This is a genomic window from Actinomadura oligospora ATCC 43269, assembly GCF_000518265.1.
GTDB classification, from domain to species: Bacteria; Actinomycetota; Actinomycetes; order Streptosporangiales; family Streptosporangiaceae; genus Spirillospora; species Spirillospora oligospora.
The window spans coordinates 930,117-951,027 of sequence record NZ_KI912410.1; the positions used below are offsets into that span (position 1 = coordinate 930,117).

Consider the following 20,911-nt stretch of genomic DNA (forward strand, 5'->3'; position numbering starts at 1 on the left):
GGCTTGGGGGCTATGCCCGGATCGACCATTCGGCTGATGCCCGGCCTCCGAGGACCGATCCTGCGTCCGATGTGCCGGACCAGGGCGCTCGCGAACCATGGGGGCATGGACTTCAACGGCCTCTCCCTCGTCTACATCCCCGTCGCTGTCGCGTTCGTCACGTTCGTCATCTACGGCGGGCTGGTCATGCCCGCCAAGGAGATGCGCGACTCGCTCTCCCCCCGCCACCGCCGCCCGCGCGGCCCGGACGGCCGGACGGACCCGATCGGCCTCCGCGCCGACCACCCCGAGCCCACCGGCCGCCCCGAGCCCATCGACCGCCCCGAGGCCATCGACCGTCCCGAGATCATCGACCGCACCGACCGGAAGGCCGCCGCGTGAACGTCCCCGCCCCACCCGTCCTGAGCGGGACCGGACTGGCCAAGGCGTTCGGCCCGACCGTCGCGCTCGGCGGCGTCGACCTCGCGGTCGGCCGCGCCGAGGCCGTCGCGATCATGGGCCCGTCCGGGTCCGGCAAGTCCACCCTGCTGCACTGCCTGGCCGGGATCATGCGCCCGGACCGGGGCGAGGTGCGGCTGCTCGGCGACCGGATCGACGACCTCGGCGAGCGCCGCCGCAGCGCCCTGCGCCGCACCCGGTTCGGATTCGTGTTCCAGTTCGGGCAGCTGCTCTCCGAGCTGCCTGCGGACGAGAACGTGGCGCTGCCGCTGATGCTCGGCGGCACCGGACGCCACGAGGCCGTGCGGGCGGCCCGCGCCTGGTTCGGGCCGCTCGGCCTGGCCGGGCTGGAGGGCCGCCGTCCCGGCGAGCTGTCCGGAGGGCAGGCGCAGCGCGTCGCCATCGCCCGGGCCCTGGTGACCGAGCCCGCCGTGGTCTTCGCGGACGAGCCGACCGGCGCCCTCGACCAGGCCACCGGCCACGACACGATGCGCCTGCTCGTGGAGGCCACCCGGCACAACGGCGCGTCCCTCGTCGTCGTCACCCACGACCCCGGCGTCGCCGCCTGGTGCGACCGCACCGTCGAGGTCCGTGACGGCCGCCTCCTCACCCCGTCCCAGCCCACGTCCGCGCCCCCGCCCCCATCGGCGCCCCAACCGTCCTCCGCACCCCCGCCCCCATCGGCGCCCCAACCGTCCTCCGCACCCCAGACTCCGTTTCCGTTCTCGTCCCGCGGAGCCGCGTGATGCGCACGACGCTCGACCTCTCCTGGCGGCTGCTGCGCGGCGGCGGACGCCGGGGACTGCTCGGTTCCCTGCTCACCCTCGCCGCCGTCACCGTCTCGACCGGCCTGCTGCTGTTCGCGGTCGGCGCGAACCACGCCTTCGCCGCCCGGTCCGCGGCCGACGCGTGGCGGCACCCGGCCCGGGCGCACGGCACGCCGACCGCGATCGAGGCGCTGACCACCGACTACGTGCGTGGGAAGCCCGTCACCGTGGTCGAGCTGGCCGCGCTGTCCGGGGACGCGCCCGTCCCGCCCGGGATGAGGGCCTTCCCGAAGCCCGGTGAGGTCTGGACGTCCCCGGCGCTAGCCGACCTCATGCGGACGCTGCCCGCCGACCGGCTCTCCCGGCGTTTCCCGGCCCACGCGCCCACCGGGACGCTCGGCCGCGCCGCCGTCGCCCACCCCGGCGAACTCGTCGCCGTCGTCGGGCGCGCCGCGTCCGACCCGTCGATGACGGCCGTCCGCGCGGACACGTCGGCCGTCGACGACGTCGCGTCGCCGACCCGCATCGACCGTTACGCGGCGGCGTCGGACTCCTCCAACGCGTTCCTCTACCAGGTGCTCGCCGCCATCGCGTCGGTGCTCATGGTCGTCCCGCTGCTGGTGTTCGGCGGGGCCGCCGCCCGGCTCACCGTCGCCCGCCGCGACCAGCGGCTCGCCGCGCTCCGGCTGGTCGGCGCGACGCCCGGGCAGGTCGTCGCGGTCACCACCGCCGAGGCCGTGCTGACCGCCGCCGCCGGAGCCGTCCTCGGGACGGCCCTGTTCGGCGCCGCGCTGCCCGCCCTCACCCGGATCCGCATCGCGGGCGGCACGTGGTACGCCTCCGACCTGTGGCCCGGCGTCTGGACGCCGTTCGTCCTGCTCGCCGTGCCCGTCCTGGTCGGGATCAGCGCCGTCGTCGGGCTGCGTCGCGTCGTGGTCGGCCCGCTCGGCGTCGCCCGCCGCGAGACGCCGCCCGCGCTCCGCGCCGTCCGGCCGCTGGTCTTCCTCGCGATCGTGGTCGTCTTCGGCCTGATGGCCGGGACCCTGACGTCCCTCGGCCGGGCGGGCCTGGTGATCCTGCTGGTCTTCCTGGCCCTGGCCTTCCTCGGCATCAACCTGGTCGGCCCGTGGATCGTCGCGCTCATCGGGCGGATCGCCGCCGGGACCGCCCGCGGCCCCGCCCGCCTGCTCGCCGGACGCCGCCTCATGGACGACCCGCGCTCGGCCTGGCGCACCGTCGCGGGCATCGCCCTCACCGGCTTCGTCGCGGGCTTCCTCGCCCTGCTGAACCCGTCGGCGGGCGCGCTCCGGCACGAGTCGGCCGACCGCCTGGAGATCTCCGTGCCCGCCGCGTCCGCCGAGAGACTCGCGTCCGCCGCCCGCGACCGCCTGCGCGGCCTCCCGGCCAAGGTCACCATCGACCACCGGAAGGACGCCCCGCGGCAGAACGCCAGCCCGCAGGGCACGCGCCAGAAGGACTCCACGACCCTCCAGGCCACCGTGGACGGCGGCCAGGACAACGTCGACCGCGCCCGGACGGCCCTCACCGGCCTCGTCCCCGGCCACACCGCCACCACCGAGGCGGACGCCGCCGTCGCGTCCGGCAACCTCCTGGCCGACCTGCGGACCGGCGCGCTGACCGTCCTCGGCGTCTCGTTCCTCATCGCGATCACCAGCGCGGGCATCACCGGCGCGTCCGCGGTCCTGGACCGCCGCCAGACCTACGCCATGCTGCGCCTGGCGGGCACCCCGCTGGCGGTCCTCGACAAGGCCCGCCGCCAGGAGACCCTGATCCCGCTCCTGGTCATGGGCGGCGGCTCGGTGCTGACCGGCCTGTTCTTCGCCGCGCCCTTCGCCATGGGCCTCGGGACCTCCGGGGCCGTCACCCTGGCGGGCTTCCTCGTCCTCGGCTTCGGCGGCGTCCTCGCCGCGAGCGCCCTGAGCCGTCCGCTGCTCCGCGCGGTGACGACCGACCCGGCCCCGCGTCCGGACTGACGGGCCGCGCCGTGGCCGACATCGGCGGACGGTGAACCAGGGCGGGCGGACCGGCGTCCTCCCCTGACACGCCCGCACCGAGGAAGTGGTCCATGCGCAAGAGCCTCACCGGTGTCCTGCTCTCCGCCGTCCTGCTGACCGGCTGCAACGCGGTTCCCGAACCGAAGGCGGCGGTCATCCCGACCAACAGCCCGTCCGCCACCTCGCCGACCGGATCCCCGAGCAGGACGGTCACGACGACGCCCCCGCGCAAGCGGCCGTCGTCACCGCCGACGCCGCGCCCGTCCACGTCGCCGGTCCACCGCCCGAAGCCGTCCACGCCGAGTCCGCAGAGGCCGAGCGCCAAGCCGAAGACGCCGCGGTTCCCGTCTGGCGCGACGGCGATCTGCCGGGACGGGACGTTCTCCTTCTCGCAGCATCGGCGCGGCACCTGCTCGCACCACGGAGGCGTGGCCCGCTGGCTCTGACCGCCCCTGCTCCGGTCCCCCGGAAATGTCGTAGGCGGTGCCTAGAGTTTGCCTTGTGACGTGGGGGAACACCCCGAGCCGGACGGTTCGGCGGTGGCATGGAAAGGGGTCGTTGTGGGCTACGTGAACGGGTTTTCCCGGCACCTTTCCCGGGCCAGCCTGACCGGCCCGGCCGAGCGGACGATCGTCGAACCGTGGCTCAGCGAGCTGACCCGCCTTCCGCTCAACGCCTACGCCGACGAGCCGGTCGACGGCCAGGTCGTGACGCTGAGGCGAGCCCCCCAGCTCGTCGGCCAGCCCGTCGGGCGCCCCGAGGGGCTGGCCGTCGCCTGATCCGTCCTCCGGCCGCTGTCCCGGCCCCGGCCGGGTCACAGCGTGGCGGACCCGCCCAGGGTGAGCAGGGTCAGCCGGTCGGTGAGGCCCGCCTCGGCGAACGCCTTGGTGAGCAGGTCGCCTCCCTCGGTGAAGTGGGCCCAGCCCTCGAAGTGCAGCGGGACGGTGTGGCGCGCGTCGAGGATCCGGGTCGCCTCGGCCGCGCCCGCGCTGTCCAGGGTCAGCAGCGCGCCGTCCAGCAGGATCGTCCGGGCCGCGCCCGCGAACAGCAGCGCCACGTCGATGACGGGGAACCGCTCCTTGATCTCGCGGACGACGTCCAGCGAGGCGTTGTCGCCGCTGACATACACGGTCGGCAGGTCGTCCGCGGTCAGGACGAAGCCCGCGACCTCACCGGTGACGGCCTCCGCGCCCTCCGGGCCGTGCAGCGCGGGGACGCGGGTGACCCGCAGCGTCCCGCCGTCCGGACGGGCGATGTCGTGGTGCTCCCAGAGGCCGAGCGCCGTCGAGCCCGGGACGCGCGCGGCGCTCGACGCGTTCGTCAGGACGAGCGGCACCCTCGGCAGGAACGCGCGGCCCGACTCGTCCAGGTTGTCGGGGTGCTGCTCGTGTGACAGCAGGACGGCGTCGATCCGGCCGACCTCGTCGGTGGTGAGGGCCGTCGGGCCGGTCTTGGTCACCTTGCGGTTGCCGGGGAGGACGTAGTCGCGCGGCTCGTCGAACGCCGGGTCGGTGAGCATCCGCAGGCCGCCGAGCTCGAGAAGGGAGGTGGGGCCGCCGAGGGCCGTGATGGTGATCGTCATGGCACCGATCCTGCCGCCCGGACGGGTCCGGGAGTGAGTGGCGAGAAAGCCACCGTGCGATAGATTCCAGCCATGCGTGATCCCCGGACGGTCGCGGTGCTCCTGTTCGACCGCGTCCCGATGTTCGAGACGAGCGTGCCGCTCAGCGTCTTCGGCAGCGACCCGCGCGGCGCGACGCCGTTCGAGGTGCGCGCCGTCGCGGCCGAGCCCGGCCCGATCCGGATGGAGGCGGGCCTGGTCCTGCACGCGCCCCCCGGCCTCGACGCGCTGGACGACGCGGGCCTCGTCGTCGTCCCGAGCTGGCGCTTCGGGGAAGAGGAGCCGCCCGAGGCCGCGCTCGACGCCCTGCGCGCCGCGCACGCCGACGGCGCGACCGTCGTCGGCCTGTGCCGGGGCGCGTTCGTCCTGGCCGCGGCGGGCCTGCTCGACGGGCTCCGCGCGACCACGCACTGGAGGTACGCGCCCGCGCTCGCCGAGCGCTACCCGAAGGTCCGCGTCGACCCGGCCGTCCTGTACGTGGACGAGGGGTCGATCGTCACCTCGGCGGGCACGGCCGCGGGGATCGACGCGTGCCTCCACCTCGTCCGGCGGGAAGCGGGGGCACGGGCGGCGGCGTCGATCGCGCGCCGGATGGTCGTCCCGCCGCAGCGGTCGGGCGGGCAGGCGCAGTACATCGAGCGTCCGATCCCCGAGCCCGGCATGGACGACCCGCTGGCGCCCGTCCTGGAGCACGCCGTACGGAACCTGCACGACCCGGCCCTGGACGTCGACGCCCTCGCCCACCGCGCGCACATGAGCCGACGCAGCTTCGACCGCCGGTTCCGCGAGGCGACGGGCACCTCACCCCTGCAGTGGCTGCTGTCCCAGCGCGTCCTGCACGCGCAGCGGCTCCTGGAGAGCACCGACCTGCCGATCGACTCGATCGCCCGGCAGGTCGGTTTCGCCAACGGGGTCGCGCTGCGCCCGCACTTCCGCAAGGTGGTCGGTGTCGCGCCACAGCCGTACCGCGACACCTTCCAGCCCGCCTGACCGGCCCGTCACAGGCCGGTCGCCCAGAACTCCCAGCCGCCTAGAACTCCCGGCCGCCTAGAACTTCTTGGCGCCGATGCTCGCCATGATCTCGGGCCACGTCTTGTGCATCTCGGCCTTCCAGTACGGCCAGCTGTGCGAGCCCGCGCCGTAGAAGTCGGTCTTGACCGGCACGTCCGCGGCCTTCGCGGCCGTGACGAAGTCGCCGGTGGCGCGCAGCACCTGGCTCTCGCTGAGGTAGCCGATGTCCCAGGGGCTCTTGCCGGGCTTGTCGAGCGGGCCCTCCTTGCCGTTCCCGGACGACACGAACAGCTTCGTCCCGCGCAGCTTCTTCGCCAGGGTCGCCGGGTCGTGCGCGGCCCAGTTCGCGCGCGCCGTGAACGGGTCGCCCCAGATGTCCATGGGGTTGGTGCCCGGCCGCATGTTGATGTAGAGCAGCAGCGCCGGGATGCCGGGCGACAGCATCGACAGCACACCGCTGTAGGACGCCGCGTACCTGTACATCCCGGGGTGCCGCGCCGCGTAGGTGACCGCGCCCTGCGCCCCGGACGAGATGCCCATGATGGCCCGCGTCGTCCCGGCGTGCAGGTTGCGCTCGACGAGCTGGCGGACCTCGGCGGTGTGGAAGGTCTCCCAGCGCGGGGTGCCGCCGCGTCCGCCGTTGTACCAGTCGGTGTAGGAGCCGTTCGAGCCCTCGGGCATCACGACGATCGTGTTCCACTGGCGGGCGACCGTCGCGATGTCGGTGCTGCGCGTCCAGGACACGTAGGTGTCGTTGCCGCCGTGCAGCGCGTACAGGGTCGGCCAGGTCTGTGTGGTCTTGGCCTTCCAGCCGCGCGGCACCAGCACCCGGACGTAGCGGCTCGTCCCCAGGGCGGGGGACTTCACGCTCAGGTCGACCTGGTACTTGCCCGACCACTTGGCGCGGGTGACGACCGCGCCGTCGTCGGCGGCGGCCCAGCCCTTCAGGCCTCCGCCGCCGCTCGGCGGGGTGCTCGGCGGGTTGGTGGGCACCTGGGTCGGGACGGGCGCGGTCGTCGGCTGCGCGGTGGGCAGCTTGGAGATCCTGCCCTGCGCCGGGGACGGCGCGGGCGGAGTCTGCTTGACCGGCTTCGGGTCGGACGCGGAGGCCTGCGCGCCCAGGGGGGCGGTCCCGGCCGCGGGCTGCTGCCCGCCGGACCCGTCCCACGGGATCAGCACGAGAGCGGTCGGCACGGCGGCGACGACGGCCACCGCGCCCACGGCAAGTTTGCGTTCGGTCTTCTTGCGCACGTTCGCCCCTTCAGTCGCGAACGTCACGGTAGTGAAAGATGATCGCGTTCGGTGGATTTATCAGCAAACGTTAGGTTTCTGGGATCTCATTCTCCGAGACGTGTTTCTCAATCCCTGAGAACCGTGGCAGGGTCGTGGCACAGCGCAGACCGGCCGATCCCACGAGAGGTGATCCGGATGACCGTCTACACGCACGGCCACCACCCGACCGTCCTCAGCTCCCACACCTGGCGCACCATCGAGAACAGCGCCGCCTACCTGGCCGGACACCTGCGCGAGGGCCTCACGCTCCTGGACGTCGGATGCGGCCCCGGGACGATCAGCACCGAGTTCGCCGAACGCCTCGCCCCCGGACGCGTCGTCGCCGTGGACGCCGCCGAGACCGTCCTGGAGCAGGCCCGGGCGCACGCGGCCGGTCGTGGACGCGACAACATCGAGTTCGCGGTGGCCGACGTCCACGACCTGGCCTTCCCGGACGACACGTTCGACATCGTCCACGCGCACCAGGTGCTCCAGCACATCGCCGAACCCGTCCGGGCGCTGTCGGAGATGCGGCGCGTGTGCAAGCCGGGCGGCGTCGTGGCCGCCCGCGAGGCCGACTTCGGCGGCTTCACCTGGTACCCGGAGCCGCCCGCCATGGCCGACTGGCTGCCCGTCTACTCCAAGGTCGCGCGCGGCAACGGCGGCGAGCCCGAAGCCGGACGCCGCCTCGTCTCCTGGGCGCGCGAAGCGGGCTTCACCGACATCACGTTCACCTCGTCCGCGTGGGCCTTCGCGACCCCGGAAGAGCGCGAGTGGTGGAGCGGATCGTGGGGCGGACGCATGCTCCACTCGACCCTCGCGGACACGGCCGTCGAGAAGGGCCACGCGACCCGCGAGGACCTGGAACGCATCCACCAGGGCTGGCAGGAGTGGGCCGCCGCGCCCGACGGGACCTTCACCGCCCAGCACGGCGAGATCCTCTGCCGCACCTGACATGCGAACCCGACCGGCCCACACGGGCCGGTCGGGTCAGTGCAGGTCAGATCAGAACGGGTCGGTCAGCTCGCCGAGCTTGTCGGTGAGCTGCATGTTGTGCGAGTAGTCGACCGGGACGGTCACGACCGACACGCCCTCGTCGGCGAGCGCCTTCCGCAGTGTCGGGAGCAGCTCGTCCGCGGAGTTCACGCGGTACCCGTGCGCGCCGAAGCTCTCCGCGTAGGCGACGAAGTCGGGGTTGCCGAACTTGATGTTCGAGCTGCGCCCCATCTCCAGGTCCATCTTCCACTCGATCAGCCCGTACGCGTCGTCCTCCCAGATGAGGACGGTGATCGGGATGTTCTCACGGACGGCGGTCTCCAGTTCCTGCGAGTTCATCAGGAACGCGCCGTCGCCGGTCGCGGCGAGCACCCTGCGCTCCGGGTGCGCGAGCTTGGCCGCGAGCGCGCCCGGCACCGAGAAGCCCATGGACGACAGCCCGTTCGACACCAGCAGCGTGTTCGGCTCGTAGGTCGGGTACATCCGGGCCATCCACATCTTCACCGCGCCGGTGTCGGCCAGCACGATGTCCTCGCGGCCCATCGCCTCGCGGACGTCGGCGACGATGCGGCGCGGGGACAGCGGGAAACCGTCCTCGGAGCGGCCCTGGGCCAGCTCGTCGCGCATCAGCTCGCGGATCCGGCGGCCGGTCCCGTTCACGTCCCAGCGGCGGTGCACGGCGTCGCCGAGCGCGCGCAGCGAGCGCGAGATGTCGCCCTGGATGCCGACCTCGACCGGGTAGTGGTCGTCCACCTCGGCGGGCATCGCGTGGATGTGGATGATCTTCTTGTCGGCGTTCGGGTTGACCTTGACCGGGTCGAACTCCTGCAGCTCGTAGCCGACCGCGATCAGCACGTCCGCCTCGTCGAACCCGAAGTTCACGTAGTCGTGCCGCATGAACCCGACCGCGCCGAGCGCGTTGCGGTGGTCGTCGGGGAAGACGCCCTTGCCGTTGAACGTCGTCGCGACCGGCAGCCCGAGCTTCTCGGAGAAGTGGACGAGCGCCTCGCTCGCGTGCGCGCGCGTCGCGCCGTGCCCGGCGAGGACGACCGGCTGCTTCGCCATCGCGAGCACGTCGGCGGCCCGCGCGATCTGCGCCGCGGACGGCTCCTGCGGCTGGACGACGTTGACGGGCAGCGGCTTCAGGTCCACCGAGACCGACGCCGACTCCACGTCCTCCGGGATCGCCAGGTACACCGCGCCCGGACGCTCGGTCTGCGCGGTCTTGAACGCCTTGCGGACGATCTCCGGCAGCGCCTCGGGCGTCGGCACCAGCTCGGACCACTTGGTGATCGGCCGGAACAGCGACACCAGGTCGACGATCTGGTGCGACTCCTTGTAGATCCGGTCCAGCCCGACCTGCGCGGAGATCGCCACGACCGGGGTCGAGTTGGTCTGCGCGTCGGCGACGCCGAGCTGGAGGTTGATCGCGCCGGGCCCGAGCGTCGCGGACGCGACCCCGGCCCTGCCGGTCAGCCGCCCGTAGATCTCCGCCATGAACGCCGCGCCCTGCTCGTGGCGGACCAGGACGTAGCGGATGGACGAGTCGTCCAATGCCTGGACGAAGTGGATGTTCTCCTCACCCGGGATGCCGAAGACGTACTCGACGCCCTCGGCCTCCAGGGTGCGGACCAGGAGTTTCGCTGCGTCCGCCTGCGTGGACATCGCCTGTCCTTCTTCCTCGGTGAGGTCGGGTGGTGCTGTGGGGTGTTGTTGTGGGGTGCTGCCTGGAGAGCATCCTTCACCCCCCGGCGCATTTCCCGCTGTGGCCAACCTCACCCCGAGCGTGTCGCTCCGCTCAGCCGAGCACCAGGTCACGGACGGCGCGCAGCGTCGGCTCGTCCCGGACGCCCGCGACGAGGAGCGTCGTGACGGGGCTGTTCCGCCACAGCTCGAGCCGCTCCTTGATCCGCCCGATCGGGCCGAGCAGCGAGATCGAGTCGGCCAGCTCGTCCGGGACGGCCCGGACCGCCTCGTCCCGCCGTCCGGCGAGGAACAGCTCCTGCACGCGCGCGGCCTGCTCGGCGTACCCGAGGCGGCCGATCAGGTCGAGGTGGAAGTTGCGGTCCTTCGCGCCCATCCCGCCGATGTAGAACGCGAGCGGGATCTTGGCGAACTCCAGCGCGGACGCCAGGTCGTCGGTGACGATCGTGGTCACGGTCGCGGCGATCTCGAAGTCCGCCGGACGGCCCGCCAGGGACGCGCCGAACAGCGCGTCGATCTGCGCCGGGTCCACGAAAAGCGGCAGCCACCCCTGCGTGCGCTCGGCGGCGAGCGCGATGTTCTTCGGCCCCTCCGCGCCGAGGTACACCGGGATCTCCGGACGCACCGGATGCACGATCGACTTCAGCGGCTTGCCCAGGCCCGTCCCGCCCGGGTAGGGGAGCGGATAGTGCGGGCCGTCGTTGGTGACGGGCTCCTCCCGCCGCCACACCCGCCGCATGACCTCCAGGTACTCCCGCGTGCGCGCGAGCGGCCTGGGGAACGGCACCCCGTACCAGCCCTCCACGACCTGCGGACCGGACGCGCCGATGCCGAGGATCATCCGTCCGCCGGACAGGGCGTCCAGGGTGAGGGCGTGCATGGCGGTCGCGGCGGGCGTGCGCGCGGACATCTGCGCGACGGCGGTCCCGAGCCTGATCCGGGACGTGCGGGCCGCGTACCAGGCGAGCGGGGTGAACGCGTCCGATCCGTACGCCTCGGCGGTGAAGACCGCGTGGTACCCGAGCCGTTCGGCGGCGAGCACGGTCTCGGTCTGGTCGTCCGGGTCGCGCTGCCAGTAGCCGACGTTGATCCCGAGCTTCAGGTCGGCAGAGGTCACGGTGGCACCTTCCGTAGGGGGAACGCCCGCAGGGGAACACCCGTGGGGGGACACCGCGATGCTAGAACACGTTCTACTTTTCTCGGAAGGGCCGGCGGGCCGCGCGCGGAGCGGCGCCGCCGGGAGTCGGGGACGAGGGGCCGGAGCCTGCGGGAGTCGGGACGCCGGAGCCGGAGGCCGCGGACGTCAGGAGCGAACACGGATCAGGAGCGAACACGGATCAGAAGCGAACAGGGATCGGGGGGCGCACGACGATCAGGAATGACGCGAAACGCGGGGGAACGTGCGACGTACGGGGGGAACGCTGGACGAACAGATGAACAGTCGAACTGAGGTGGTGCGGGACGGGCGGAGGGCGTGCTGGTCAGAGGCGGGCGACGCTGTCGAGCATCGCGCGCCACTCGCCGGACGCGAGCAGCAGCGCGGGGCCGCGCGGGTCCTTGGAGTCGCGCACCGCGCGGCGCGCGCCGGACAGGGCGGCGACCTCGACGCACTGGTCGCCGCTGCCGCTGTGGGACGACTTGGTCCACAGCGCGGTGTCGAGCTCGCGAGCGGGCGAGCGGTCGAGCGAGCGGCCCGTGGGACCACCCGGGCCGCGGTCGATCGGGCCGTCGAACTCGTCTGCGGGGCATGGGTTCACGAAGCTCTCCTTGCTGAGTCGGCGACGAGTCGCGCGGACTCCTCCGGAGGGAGGGCCGCCTCGGCGATCCGCTGGAAGCGTTCCCCGTGACTGGCTATTTCCGCGATGCTTTCGACATAAACGTCGCCCATCGTGCCCTCCACGTAGGCGATATCGGGGTCCGCGGGGTCCGGGAACGACAGGATTGTGAAGCGGCCGTCGAGTCCGGCGTGCTCACGCACGGTGAACGGAAGGATCTGGACAGTGATCCGGTCGCGCTCGGCCAGCCGGGCCAGATGCCGCAACTGCTCCGCGAGCACCTCCCGTCCGCCGATCGGGCGGTGCAGGACCGCCTCGTCCACGACCATGTGCACGCGCGGCGCCTCCGCCTGGTCCAGCAGCGCCTGCCGGGTGCGGCGCGCGGCGAGCCGCCGCTCCACGTCCTCGGGGTTGGGCAGCATGCGGCCGGCCGTGATGACGGCCCGCGCGTAGTCCTCGGTCTGGAGCAGCCCGTGGACGAGCTGCGGGTCCCAGGTCCGGATCAGCGACGCCTCGTGCTCCATCGCGACGTAGCTGCCGGTGAACACGTCGGAGTAGGCCGTCCACCAGCCGCGCCGCTGCGCCGCGTTCGCCAGGTTGGACAGCGCGTCGCGCTCGGGGCTCGGCACGCCGTACAGGTCGAGGAACCGGTCGATGTCCTCGGCCTTCGGCCTGGTCTGGGCCGTCTCGAGCCGGGACACGGTCGCCCGCGACATGCTCAGCCTGTCGGCGACCTCCTGCAGGGTGAGGTTGCGCTTCTCACGGAGCGTCCGCAGCTCACGCGCCAGGCGGCGGCCGCGGACGGTGGGCCGGTAGCTCATGGCGGGGAGTCTCGCCGTTCGCCCCACGTTCCACAACGGGAATGACGAACCGGGTAGAGGAATCTCTCCCGCCAGAGCAATCTGCCCAACGGTGTTGCGGTACTGAGAATCTCACGCGATTCTGAGAACCGTGACCGTTCGGTGTCGTTGCGTAACCAGAGTTACGTGACCAGATACTCACCGTGAGGGTTGCGGCCGGTTCTCGCGCCCGCCGTCCGCTCCCAGGGAGGGAACCCCGTGACCACCTCTCCAGACATCGCCGGAGACGCCGTGGACGACCAGTCCGCCCGCCTGGCCCTGGCGCCCCGCCCGGGCTCGGGCGACACGAGCGCAGGGAACGCGAGCGCAGGGAACAGGAACGCGGCGCACACGAGCGCGGCGCACACGAGCGCAGGGCACACGAGCGCGAGGGGCGCGAGCGCCGAGGGCGCGCGCCGCAGCCGCGTGTGGGCGCTGCCCGGCGGCCCGGCCTGTCCCGGCTACGCCCGGGCCGTCCTGCGCGAGGCCCTCGCCGACCTCGGCGCGGGCCGCTCGGAGATCTCCGACGCCCAGCTCATGGTCAGCGAGCTCGCGACCAACGCCTACCAGCACGCGGGCGACCACGCCCCGCACGAGCTCTGGCTGTACCTCGCCGACGGCCCGCCCGGCCACGGGCACGAGGTCCGGTGCGCCATCTTCGACCGCCTCGCCTGCGACCTGCCCGGCTACTCCTGGACGTCCGGCGACTGCGGCCGGGGCCTGTCCATCGTCCGCGAACTCTCCGAGGGCCGCTGGGGCATGGTCCGCACCACGTCCCGCCTCGGCCCCCCGTCGCCCGGCAAGGCCGTCTGGTTCGCCGTCCCCCTCTGACCGCCCCGCCGTGAGCAGGCCGGTCGGAGGCGGCCGGGATGGTCAGCGGGCGGGCCGCCGGATGTGGCGTGGCTTCAGTCCCAGGTCGCGGCGCATCGCCTTCGCCGCTTCCCCAGGGAAGACCACGCCCGCCAGCTTCAGGTGCCGCCGCGCCCGCTCGAAGTCGCCCGCGTAGGAGAAAGCCGTCCCGAACTCGTTGTGCGCGCGAGGGCCGTCCAGGCGCCGCCGGGACGTCTCGACCCACCGGTCAGCGGCGCGCGCCATCAATGACGTTCCGGTGGCGGTTTTCGCGCTGTTCGCCGCCTTCACGGCGACGCACATGGCGCTCTTCACGGCGGCGTTCCTCGACGCGGAGTACTCGCACGAGGAAGCGGACGGGCACGCCTCGATCTACATGACCAAGGGCCTGCGGTACACGGGTGTACGTGGAGGAGGGCACGACCCCGCCGGGTCCGGCGTCCGCGGAGGCCCGCTCGGCGAACGCGAGGACCTCGGCGTTCGAGCCCCACCCCTTGCGGCACAGGGCCTGCAGCCGGGCCTGGTGCGCGGCGTACAGGGCCGGGCCGCGCCGCACCGCCTCGTCCCAGAGGCGGTCGAGCTCGGGCCGTCCGAGCTGGAGGCCGATCGCGTGCCACTGGAGGCGCTCCCAGGGGCGGGGTCCTCCGGCAGCAGCTGGCGGCCCGGTACAGCGGCTCGCCCGCCAGGGCCAGCCGCCGCCAGAAGGCGTGGAACCGGACGGAGTCCACGTTCTCCGCGAGCCCGCTGGTCCTGGCCTCCCACGCGTGGGTGATGCGCGCCGAGCCGAGCCAGAGCTGGGCGTCGGGGTCGTCCGGACGCGACGCGGCGAGTTCCGCGAGCCGCTCGATGTGCGGACGGCCGAGCCGCACGGCCACCAGGCCGCGGTCCTCAGGGTGTCGCGTATTCCGGCCAGCAGCGCGAGACCGGCGTCCAGATCGCCGGACTCCACCTTCGGCAACTGGCCGTCAGCGCCTCGTGGTCGAAGTCGGGGGCCGCGCGCCGGTGCTTCACCAGCGGGACGGCCGCCTCGTACGGCTCGGCGTCCAGGGCGGGTGCGGGCGCCGTCCGGCCAGGCGAGCACGGGCGCGCAGTGCTCGTACCGGACGGTCGTCGGCGTCGGCCCGCGCATCCACGTGATGCCGGACGGGCCGGAGACCAGCGCCTCCGCGCTCGGCGCGTACGGCGCGTGGACGTGTCCGGCCACCGAGTGCGTCGACGTGATGCGGTGCGCGGTCGCGCAGCTGGATATGGACGTCCGGAACGGGGTCCTCGCGGCGGCCTGATCCGGCCCCGGGTGACCGTGGCGTCCCAGCTCGGGCGGGTGTTCCTGGGTGGTGGCGGCTTGGGTGGAGGCGGGGCGGTGTGTCATCCTGTCCAGGCGACGAAGGCGGAGGAACCCGGTGCGAATCCGGGGCTGTGCCCGCAACTGTGAGCCGGTGGGAGCCGGTGAGTCAGGAACTCCGGTCGTCGTGACACCGACCGCCGACCACGGGCGTGGACACCCGAGGGAAGGACTCTGAGGCATGCGCTCTCTGATGCGCCGATGACGCGCGGCTCCGCCGTCCGGTACCCGTTCTCCGCCGTCGTCGGAATGGACGACCTCAAGCTCGCCCTCCTGGTCAACGCCGTGTCGCCCGCCGTCGGCGGCGTGCTCGTGCGGGGCGAGAAGGGCACCGCGAAGTCCACGATCGTCCGGGCGCTCGCGGCGCTGCTGCCGGCCGTCGGCGTCGTGCCGGGGTGCCGGTTCTCGTGCGATCCCGCCGATCCCGACCCGCGGTGCCCGGACGGGCCGCACGACGCCGCTCCCGGCGAGGAGCGGGACGCCCGGCTCGTCGAACTGCCCGTCGGGGCGTCGGAGGACCGGCTGACCGGGTCCCTGGACATCGAGCGGGCGCTGACCGAGGGCGTGAAGGCGTTCGAGCCGGGCCTGCTGGCCGCCGCGCACCGGGGCGTCCTGTACGTGGACGAGGTCAACCTGCTGCACGACCACCTGGTCGACCTGCTGCTCGACGCGGCGGCGATGGGCGAGTCGCACGTCGAGCGCGAGGGCGTGTCGGTGCGGCACGCGGCGCGGTTCCTGCTGGTCGGGACGATGAACCCGGAGGAGGGCGAGCTGCGTCCGCAGCTGCTCGACCGGTTCGGCCTGACCGTCGAGGTCGCCGCCACCCGCGATCCGGCCGAGCGCGCCGAGGTCGTCCGGCGGCGGCTGCGGTTCGAGGAGGACCCGGCCGGGTTCGCCGCCGCCTGGACCGACGCGGAGGCCGCCCTCGCGCTGCGGGTCGCCGCCGCCCGCGCGCTGCTGCCCGAGGTGGAGCTGACCGACGCCGCGCTGCGCCAGATCACCGCCGTGTGCGCCGCGTTCGAGGTGGACGGCCTGCGCGCCGACCTGGTCACCGCGCGGGCGGCGATGGCGCTCGCCGCCTGGAACGGGCGCACGTCGGTGACGTCCGAGGACGTCCGGACGGCGGCCCGGCTCGCCCTGCCGCACCGTCGCCGCCGCGACCCGTTCGACGCGCCCGGCCTGGACGAGCAGCGGCTGGACGACGTCCTCGACGAGCACGACGACGAACCCGAACCCCCGAACGGCGGCCCGGATGGCGACCCCGACGGAGGCCCGGACGGAGGCCCGGACGGAGGCCCCGGCGGCGCGCCGGAGCCCGAGAGTGTGGACGCGTCGGGCGGCGACGCCCGGCAGCCGTCCGGAGACGGCGGGCAGGAGCAGGGCCAGCGGCAGGGGAGTGGTGAGCAGGAGGCCGCCGAGCCCGCCGCCCAGTACAAGCCACGGCTGTTCACCGTGCCCGGCACCGGGACGGGAGCGCCGGGACGCAGGTCCAAGGCGCGCAGCCCGTTCGGACGCGTCGCCGGTGCGAGGCCGGGCGCGCGCGGCGTCCACCTGACCGCGACGCTGCGGGCCGCCGCGCCGCACCAGAAGGCACGCGGACGATCCGGACCCGGTCTGGTCGTCGCGTCCGAGGACCTGCGTGAGGCCGTCCGCGACGGACGGGAGGGCAACCTCGTCCTCTTCCTCGTGGACGCGTCGGGCTCGATGGCCGCCCGGCAGCGGATGCGGGCGGTCAAGGGCGCGGTGCTCAGCCTGCTCCTGGACGCCTACCAGCGCCGCGACAAGGTCGGCCTGATCACCTTCCGGGGGACGTCCGCCGAGCTGGCACTCCCTCCGACGTCCTCGGTGGACGCGGGCGCGCGGCGGCTGGAGCGGCTGGCGACCGGCGGCAGGACGCCCCTGGCGGCGGGGCTGACGCGCGCCGCCGAGGTGCTGCGCGTCGAGCGGCTGCGCGACCCGGCGCGGCGTCCGCTGCTGGTGGTCGTGACCGACGGCCGCGCGACGCACGGCGACGACCCGACGCGCGTCGCCGCGCTGCTCGCGGACGTGGCGTCGGTGGTCGTGGACTGCGAGTCCGGCCCGGTGCGGCTCGGCCTCGCCGGACGGCTCGGGGAGCGGCTGGGCGGCGAGGTCGTCCGGCTGGAGGAACTGGGGGCCGACTCCCTCGCCGGGGTCGTCCGAGATGTGCGGAAGGTGGCCTGACGATGCCGCAGGGCAAGCCGGAGTACGTCCCGAGGGACGGCCTGACCACGCGCGAACGCCGGAACCGTCCGCTGCTGGTCGTGCACACGGGCACCGGCAAGGGGAAGTCCACGGCCGCGTTCGGGCTCGCGCTGCGCGCCTGGAACCAGGGCTGGCCGATCGGGGTCTTCCAGTTCGTGAAGTCCGCGAAGTGGCGCATCGGCGAGGAGACCGCGCTGAAGGTCCTCGGCGACAGCGACGAGGGCGGGACGGTCGCGTGGAACAAGATGGGCGAGGGCTGGTCGTGGATCCAGCGTCCGGGCTCGGACGCCGACCACGCCGCCGACGCCCGCGAGGGCTGGGAGCAGATCAAGCGCGACCTGGCCGCCGAGACCTACCGCCTGTACGTCCTGGACGAGTTCACCTACCCGATGAAGTGGGGCTGGGTGGACGTCGAGGACGTCGTCGCGACGCTCGCGGCCCGGCCGGGCAACCAGCACGTGGTCATCACCGGCCGGGACGCCGATCCGCGCCTGCTGGACGCCGCCGACCTGGTGACCGAGATGGGCAAGGTCAAGCACCCGATGGACCGGGGACAGAAGGGGCAGAAGGGCATCGAGTGGTAGCGCTTCCCCGGCTCGTCGTGGCCGCGCCCGCGTCCGGGAGCGGCAAGACGACGGTCGCGACCGGGCTGATGGCGGCGCTCGCCGCGCGCGGCCTCGCCGTCTCGCCGCACAAGGTCGGCCCCGACTACATCGACCCCGGCTACCACGGTCTCGCGACCGGGCGTCCGGGCCGCAACCTCGACCCCTGGCTGACCTCGGAGGCGCTGGTCGCGCCGCTGCTGCTGCACGGCGCGCGCGGCGCGGACATCGCCGTCGTCGAGGGCGTCATGGGGCTGTTCGACGGCGCGGCGAAGGCCGGTCCGGGCGGGGCGTCCGGCGGCGACTTCGCGTCGACGGCGCACGTCGCGACGCTGATCGACGCGCCGGTCGTCCTGGTCGTGGACGCGTCGGCGGCGAGCCGTTCGGTCGCCGCGACCGTGCACGGTTTCCGGAGTTTCGGCACGGGAGGTCGGTCGGGGTCGGTTGGTCGGGGTAGATCCGTCCGGTTCGGGGGGGTGATCCTCAACCGGGTCGGGTCGGAGGCGCACGCCGCGCTGTGCCGGGACGCGATCGAGGAGACGGGCGTCCCGGTGCTGGGCGCGCTGCCGAGGACGGACGACATCGCCAAGCCGTCCCGGCACCTCGGGCTGGTCCCGGCGGCGGAACGGCACGCCGAGGCGGTCGAGACCGTCCGGCGGCTGGGTGAGCTGGTCGCGGCGCACTGCGACCTGGACGCGCTCACGGCGCTCGCGCACTCGGCCCCTGACCTGCACGAAGAGCCGTGGTCGCCGCCGTACGACGAGCCCGCGCGCACGCGCGTCGCGGTCGCCGGGGGCGCGGCGTTCACGTTCGGCTACGCCGAGAACGAGGAACTGCTCGCGGCGGCGGGTGCGGAGGTCGTCCGGTTCGATCCGCTCCGCGACGAGCACCTGCCGGACGGGACGCGCGCCGTCGTCATCGGCGGCGGCTTCCCCGAGGTGTACGCGGCGGACCTGTCGGCGAACGAGCCGCTGCGCAAGGAGATCTCCGCCTTCACCGGCCCGCTCTACGCCGAGTGCGCCGGCCTGCTCTACCTCGCGGACGAGCTGGACGGAAAACCGATGTGCGGCGTCCTGCACGGTGTGAAGGCGACGATGACCTCGAAACTCACGCTCGGCTACCGGGCGGCGGTCGCCGTGTCCGACTCGGTGGTCGCGCGCGCGGGCGAGCGTTTCCACGGGCACGAGTTCCACCGCACCGCGACCGACCCCGTACACGGCGCGACCGCCGCATGGCAGTGGAGCAAGGACAGAGCGGCCGGATTCGTCCAGGGCGGTTGCGTCGCCTCCTACCTGCATCTTCACTGGGCGGGATCGCCTGATTCCGCCCGCCGTCTCGTGGAGGCCGCCACCCTATGAACGAGAGTGTGTTCCGACGCCCCGTCCGGCTGACCGCCGACCGGACGATCGTCCGCCAGCTCACCCTGGACGACGCGGAGGCGCTGGTCTCCATCGTCCGGACCGAGCCGGAGATCCTGCCGCAGACCCTTCAGGGCGTGCACGACGCCGAGGCGCTCGCGCACTGGCTGACGGTGTCGGTGCCGAACGGGCAGCGGTTCGGGGTGTCGGTCCACCTGGCGATCGCCGACCGCGAGACCGACACGCTCGTCGGGTTCCTCGGCCTGTTCCGGGTGGACGCGACGCACGACTCCTGCGAGGTCGGGTACGCGCTCCGCCAGGGCGTGCGCGGACGCGGCCACGCCACCGAGGCACTGCTGCTGGGCGCCGACTGGGCGCTGAACGACTGCGGCCTGCACCGGATCGAGCTGCGGACCCTCACCGACAACATCGCGTCCATGCGCGTCGCGGAGAAGGCCGGGTTCCGGCGCGAGGGCGTCCAGCGTGGCGCGGGCAGGCGCCAGGACCTGGTCATGTTCTCCCGGCTCGCCACCGACGTCCCGGCGGACGGCCCGGTGCGGCTGGTCGGCATCGGCGTCGGGCCGGGCGACCCGGAGCTGGTCACGGCCAAGGCCGTCCGGCTGCTGCAGGAGGCCGACGTCGTGCTCGTCCCCGTCCTGGCACTGGACGAGCCGGGCCGCGCCGAGTCGGTCGTCCGGGAGTACACGGCGAAGGCCGAACGCGTCGTCTTCGCGCTCAACGACCGGGGCGGCGTCACCGAGAAGCGCGCCGCCGCCTGGGACGCCGCTGCCGCGCGCGTGCTGGACGCCTTCGAGCAGGGGGCCCGGACGGTCGTGTTCGCCACGATCGGCGACCCGAACGTGTACTCCACCTTCACCTACCTGGCGCAGGGCGTCCGCGCCGGACGTCCGGACGTCGTGGTCGAGACCGTCCCCGGCATCACCGCGATGCAGGACCTCGCCGCCCGCTCCGGGACCGTCCTCGCGGAGGGGACCGAGTCGGTCGTGCTCGTCCCGCTCACCGCTGGAAACGGCACGTTCCAAGACGCCCTCCAGACCGGCGACACCGTCGTGGCCTACAAGTTCGGCTCCAGGGCGTCCGAGGTCGTGGACGCGCTCAAGGACGCCGGACGGCTCGACGACGCCGTCTACGGGGCCCGGCTCGGCCTGCCCGGCGAGGCCGTGGGGCCCGCCGCCGCGATCGACGGTCCCGTCCCCTATCTCTCCACCCTGATCGTTCCGGGCCGCCGGACCAGCCGAGGAGGCAAACTGTGAGCACCGGACGCGTCCTGTTCGTCGGGGCCGGGCCTGGTGCGGCCGATCTACTGACGTTCCGTGCAGCGAAGGCCATCGCCGACGCCGACGTCGTGATCTGGGCCGCCTCGCTCGTCCACCCGGACGTCCTCGTGCACGCGCGCGAGGACGCCGAGATCGTGGACTCCGCGCAGCTCCCGATGGAAGGCGTCCTGCCCTACTACGAGCGGGCCCTCACCGAGGGGCTGACGATCGCGCGCATCCACTCGGGCGACCCGGCGCTGTGGGGCGCGCTCCAGGAACAGCTCGACCGGTGCGTCGAGATGGGCCTGGACACCGAGGTCATCCCCGGCGTGTCCAGCTTCAGCGCGGTCGCGGCGGCGGTCGGACGCGAACTGACGATCCCCGAGGTCGCGCAGTCGGTCGTCCTGACCCGGCTCGGCGGCGGCAAGACGCCGATGCCGCCGGGGGAGGAGGTCCGCGAGTTCGCCCGGCACGGGACGACGATGGCGCTGTTCCTGTCCGCGGCGCGCTCCGGCCAGCTCCAGGACGAGCTGATCGAGGGCGGCTACCCCGAGGACACGCCCTGCGTGGTCGCCTACCAGTGCAGCTGGCCGGACGAGCTGATCGTCCGGTGCGCGCTCGGCGAGCTGTCGGCGACCGTGAAGGCGCACAAGCTGTGGAAGCACACGCTCGTGCTGGTCGGTCCCGCTTTGGCCGCGGGCGGCACGCGCTCGCACCTGTACCACCCCGGTCACTTCCACGGTTTCCGGCGTGCCGAGCCCGCCGCGCGCCGCTCTCTTCGAGAGGCTCGTCGGTCGTCCTGACCCCGACGCGCGACGGAGA

The 20,911-nt window shown here is 73.5% G+C and carries 21 protein-coding genes and 1 riboswitch; of the genes, 14 read left to right on the plus strand and 7 right to left on the minus strand.

The window, feature by feature from the left end; translation table 11 throughout:
* The first annotated feature begins 105 nt into the window (after positions 1-105).
* From P696_RS50390 to P696_RS0136090, 5 genes are all read left to right on the plus strand, one after another.
* The gene (locus tag P696_RS50390; RefSeq protein WP_026416128.1) at positions 106-381 is read left to right on the plus strand and encodes a hypothetical protein; all 276 of its coding nucleotides are present in this window, start codon (positions 106-108) and stop codon (positions 379-381) included.
* Positions 378-1,184 (plus strand): ABC transporter ATP-binding protein, encoded by an 807-nt coding sequence (locus P696_RS50395; RefSeq protein WP_084338691.1) that lies wholly within the window; start codon positions 378-380, stop codon positions 1,182-1,184. The genes P696_RS50390 and P696_RS50395 overlap by 4 nt, the downstream gene beginning before the upstream one ends.
* Complete coding sequence (locus P696_RS0136080) at positions 1,184-3,199, plus strand: ABC transporter permease (protein ID WP_026416129.1); 2,016 nt, start codon at positions 1,184-1,186, stop codon at positions 3,197-3,199. The genes P696_RS50395 and P696_RS0136080 overlap by 1 nt, the downstream gene beginning before the upstream one ends.
* A 92-nt stretch (positions 3,200-3,291) precedes the next feature.
* Positions 3,292-3,666 (plus strand): DUF3761 domain-containing protein, encoded by a 375-nt coding sequence (locus P696_RS58950; RefSeq protein ID WP_051468562.1) that lies wholly within the window; start codon positions 3,292-3,294, stop codon positions 3,664-3,666.
* A 123-nt stretch (positions 3,667-3,789) separates the two neighbouring features.
* On the plus strand, positions 3,790-3,999 hold the full coding sequence (locus P696_RS0136090) for a hypothetical protein (protein WP_157430118.1): 210 nt from the start codon (positions 3,790-3,792) through the stop codon (positions 3,997-3,999).
* A 35-nt stretch (positions 4,000-4,034) separates the two neighbouring features.
* Here P696_RS0136090 and P696_RS0136095 read toward each other — a convergent pair whose 3' ends face one another.
* Complete coding sequence (locus P696_RS0136095) at positions 4,035-4,802, minus strand: MBL fold metallo-hydrolase (RefSeq protein WP_026416131.1); 768 nt, start codon at positions 4,800-4,802, stop codon at positions 4,035-4,037.
* A 72-nt stretch (positions 4,803-4,874) separates the two neighbouring features.
* Here P696_RS0136095 and P696_RS50405 point away from each other — a divergent pair, with 72 nt between their 5' ends.
* Positions 4,875-5,831, plus strand: a complete 957-nt coding sequence (locus P696_RS50405; protein ID WP_051468563.1) for a helix-turn-helix domain-containing protein — start codon at positions 4,875-4,877, stop codon at positions 5,829-5,831.
* A 57-nt stretch (positions 5,832-5,888) separates the two neighbouring features.
* On the opposite strand, the gene P696_RS50410 is transcribed toward P696_RS50405, so the two are convergent.
* On the minus strand, positions 5,889-7,103 hold the full coding sequence (locus tag P696_RS50410; RefSeq protein WP_051468564.1) for an alpha/beta hydrolase: 1,215 nt from the start codon (positions 7,101-7,103) through the stop codon (positions 5,889-5,891).
* A 51-nt stretch (positions 7,104-7,154) separates the two neighbouring features.
* Between P696_RS50410 and P696_RS0136110 the strand changes: the two genes are divergently transcribed.
* Complete coding sequence (locus P696_RS0136110; protein ID WP_281175024.1) at positions 7,155-8,078, plus strand: methyltransferase domain-containing protein; 924 nt, start codon at positions 7,155-7,157, stop codon at positions 8,076-8,078.
* Between the two features lie 51 nt (positions 8,079-8,129).
* On the opposite strand, the gene P696_RS0136115 is transcribed toward P696_RS0136110, so the two are convergent.
* From P696_RS0136115 to P696_RS0136130, 4 genes are all read right to left on the minus strand, one after another.
* The gene (locus P696_RS0136115) at positions 8,130-9,785 is read right to left on the minus strand and encodes an acetolactate synthase large subunit (protein WP_026416133.1); all 1,656 of its coding nucleotides are present in this window, start codon (positions 9,783-9,785) and stop codon (positions 8,130-8,132) included.
* 133 nt (positions 9,786-9,918) lie between these two features.
* Positions 9,919-10,941 (minus strand): LLM class F420-dependent oxidoreductase, encoded by a 1,023-nt coding sequence (locus tag P696_RS0136120; protein ID WP_245627940.1) that lies wholly within the window; start codon positions 10,939-10,941, stop codon positions 9,919-9,921.
* A 364-nt stretch (positions 10,942-11,305) separates the two neighbouring features.
* Positions 11,306-11,581: a DUF397 domain-containing protein gene (locus tag P696_RS59140; RefSeq protein ID WP_342669053.1), complete on the minus strand. Its 276-nt coding sequence runs from the start codon at positions 11,579-11,581 to the stop codon at positions 11,306-11,308.
* Positions 11,578-12,420 carry a helix-turn-helix domain-containing protein gene (locus P696_RS0136130; RefSeq protein WP_026416136.1) on the minus strand — a complete coding sequence of 281 codons (843 nt, stop codon included), beginning with the start codon at positions 12,418-12,420 and terminating at the stop codon, positions 11,578-11,580. Before P696_RS0136130 ends, P696_RS59140 begins: the two co-directional genes overlap by 4 nt.
* Before the next feature lie 237 nt (positions 12,421-12,657).
* Here P696_RS0136130 and P696_RS50415 point away from each other — a divergent pair, with 237 nt between their 5' ends.
* On the plus strand, positions 12,658-13,269 hold the full coding sequence (locus P696_RS50415; protein ID WP_157430119.1) for an ATP-binding protein: 612 nt from the start codon (positions 12,658-12,660) through the stop codon (positions 13,267-13,269).
* A 42-nt stretch (positions 13,270-13,311) separates the two neighbouring features.
* On the opposite strand, the gene P696_RS0136140 is transcribed toward P696_RS50415, so the two are convergent.
* The gene (locus P696_RS0136140; RefSeq protein ID WP_034488416.1) at positions 13,312-13,602 is read right to left on the minus strand and encodes a hypothetical protein; all 291 of its coding nucleotides are present in this window, start codon (positions 13,600-13,602) and stop codon (positions 13,312-13,314) included.
* 737 nt (positions 13,603-14,339) lie between these two features.
* On the opposite strand from P696_RS0136140, the gene P696_RS0136145 reads away from it, so the two are divergent.
* From P696_RS0136145 to cobM, 6 genes are all read left to right on the plus strand, one after another.
* The gene (locus P696_RS0136145) at positions 14,340-14,570 is read left to right on the plus strand and encodes a hypothetical protein (RefSeq protein ID WP_026416138.1); all 231 of its coding nucleotides are present in this window, start codon (positions 14,340-14,342) and stop codon (positions 14,568-14,570) included.
* Between the two features lie 58 nt (positions 14,571-14,628).
* Positions 14,629-14,770: riboswitch (cobalamin riboswitch) on the plus strand.
* 60 nt (positions 14,771-14,830) lie between these two features.
* Positions 14,831-16,831 (plus strand): putative cobaltochelatase, encoded by a 2,001-nt coding sequence (locus P696_RS0136150; protein WP_026416139.1) that lies wholly within the window; start codon positions 14,831-14,833, stop codon positions 16,829-16,831.
* Between the two features lie 2 nt (positions 16,832-16,833).
* Positions 16,834-17,436, plus strand: a complete 603-nt coding sequence (gene cobO / locus P696_RS0136155) for a cob(I)yrinic acid a,c-diamide adenosyltransferase (protein ID WP_026416140.1) — start codon at positions 16,834-16,836, stop codon at positions 17,434-17,436.
* Entirely contained in the window at positions 17,430-18,812 is a 1,383-nt protein-coding gene (locus P696_RS0136160) for a cobyrinic acid a,c-diamide synthase CobB (RefSeq protein ID WP_026416141.1), read from the plus strand. Before cobO ends, P696_RS0136160 begins: the two co-directional genes overlap by 7 nt.
* Positions 18,809-20,086: a precorrin-2 C(20)-methyltransferase gene (cobI, locus tag P696_RS55240; RefSeq protein ID WP_084338693.1), complete on the plus strand. Its 1,278-nt coding sequence runs from the start codon at positions 18,809-18,811 to the stop codon at positions 20,084-20,086. The genes P696_RS0136160 and cobI overlap by 4 nt, the downstream gene beginning before the upstream one ends.
* The gene (gene cobM / locus P696_RS0136170; protein ID WP_026416143.1) at positions 20,083-20,892 is read left to right on the plus strand and encodes a precorrin-4 C(11)-methyltransferase; all 810 of its coding nucleotides are present in this window, start codon (positions 20,083-20,085) and stop codon (positions 20,890-20,892) included. The genes cobI and cobM overlap by 4 nt, the downstream gene beginning before the upstream one ends.
* Positions 20,893-20,911 lie beyond the last annotated feature (19 nt).

What these genes read in the sequence shown, in the direction of transcription:
- P696_RS0136095 (WP_026416131.1), bottom strand. Translation starts at nt 4,802, where the DNA reads ATGACGATCACCATCACGGCCCTCGGCGGCCCCACCTCCCTTCTCGAG.
- cobI (WP_084338693.1), top strand. Translation starts at nt 18,809, where the DNA reads ATGAACGAGAGTGTGTTCCGACGCCCCGTCCGGCTGACCGCCGACCGG.
- P696_RS50405 (WP_051468563.1), top strand. Translation starts at nt 4,875, where the DNA reads ATGCGTGATCCCCGGACGGTCGCGGTGCTCCTGTTCGACCGCGTCCCG.
- P696_RS0136130 (WP_026416136.1), bottom strand. Translation starts at nt 12,420, where the DNA reads ATGAGCTACCGGCCCACCGTCCGCGGCCGCCGCCTGGCGCGTGAGCTG.
- P696_RS50390 (WP_026416128.1), top strand. Translation starts at nt 106, where the DNA reads ATGGACTTCAACGGCCTCTCCCTCGTCTACATCCCCGTCGCTGTCGCG.
- P696_RS0136115 (WP_026416133.1), bottom strand. Translation starts at nt 9,785, where the DNA reads ATGTCCACGCAGGCGGACGCAGCGAAACTCCTGGTCCGCACCCTGGAG.
- P696_RS58950 (WP_051468562.1), top strand. Translation starts at nt 3,292, where the DNA reads ATGCGCAAGAGCCTCACCGGTGTCCTGCTCTCCGCCGTCCTGCTGACC.
- P696_RS0136150 (WP_026416139.1), top strand. Translation starts at nt 14,831, where the DNA reads ATGACGCGCGGCTCCGCCGTCCGGTACCCGTTCTCCGCCGTCGTCGGA.
- P696_RS0136080 (WP_026416129.1), top strand. Translation starts at nt 1,184, where the DNA reads ATGCGCACGACGCTCGACCTCTCCTGGCGGCTGCTGCGCGGCGGCGGA.
- cobO (WP_026416140.1), top strand. Translation starts at nt 16,834, where the DNA reads ATGCCGCAGGGCAAGCCGGAGTACGTCCCGAGGGACGGCCTGACCACG.